This is a genomic window from Curtobacterium sp. MCBA15_016 (genome assembly GCF_001865105.1).
GTDB lineage: Bacteria > Actinomycetota > Actinomycetes > Actinomycetales > Microbacteriaceae > Curtobacterium.
The window spans coordinates 9,125-10,086 of record NZ_MJGR01000034.1 but is presented as its reverse complement, the minus strand read 5'-3'; the positions used below and the strand labels follow the sequence as shown (position 1 = coordinate 10,086).

Here is a 962-nt window from a genome sequence, read left to right as displayed (position 1 = left end):
CGGCGTCGTCGAGCGGCGCGTCCGCGGTGCCGACGGCGACCGGTGCCGCTGCCGGGGTGACGGCCGGCTCGGCGGCGGTGCCCGAGACGAGGTGGCGCACGGCCCGCGGGGCGCGCTGCAGCGCCATCCCGAGCGTGCGGGGCTGCAGGGCGATCTTCGTGAGCCAGGCCCCGAGTCCGGTGCCGTAGCCCTCCGCCTGCTTCCGGAGCGCCGGGAGGTCCGCACGGTGCCGGTGCCAGACCAGCGCCGCGGGTTCGACGACGAGCGCGGCGCCCGAGAGCACGACGCGCGAGAACATGTCGATGTCCTCGCCGCCGCCGGTGACCGTGCCGACGCCGAGTGCCTCGTCGAAGCCGCCGAGGTCGGTGATCGCCGACCGCCGCATCGCGAAGTTCGCACCCGTGCCGTAGTCACCGACCGCGAACGGGAAGAGCGGCCGGTCGACGGGCGGTGCCGACAGGCGGTGCACGCGCGGCACGAGGTTGCGCGACCAGGTCACCCGTTCGTCGAAGTACCGCTGCGTGGGGGTGCGGAGCTCACCGCTGGCGACGAGTCCGCTGACGCAGACGACGTCGTCCCCGCGGGAGAACCCCGAGGCGACGGCACGGAGCCACGCCCGGTCGACCACGACGTCGTCGTCCGTGAACGCGACGATCTCGTGCCGCGCGGCCAGGACGCCGGCGTTGCGTGCGCTCGAGAGGCCCGGGACGGGTTCGCGGACGTACCGCACGCGGTCGTCGTCGAGGGCCTCGACGAGTTCGCGCGTCGACTCGTCGGAGGGCGCGTTGTCGACGATGACGACCTCGAAGTCGGGGTGGTCCAGGGCGAGCAGCGAGTCGAGGGCGGCGCCGAGCTGGTCGGCGCGGTCACGGGTGCACAGGACGACGGAGGTGCTCGGCAGACGCACCGGGATCGGCGGCTGCGGGACGGCGGGCAGGGCGGCGACGGCGGCACGGAGCGCG

General features: G+C 75.2%; 1 protein-coding gene. It reads right to left on the bottom strand.

From position 1 onward, the window contains the following. Positions 1–962 (bottom strand): glycosyltransferase family 2 protein (locus tag BIV03_RS13880; RefSeq protein WP_071296126.1); only part of this gene is annotated, 962 nt, incomplete at both ends.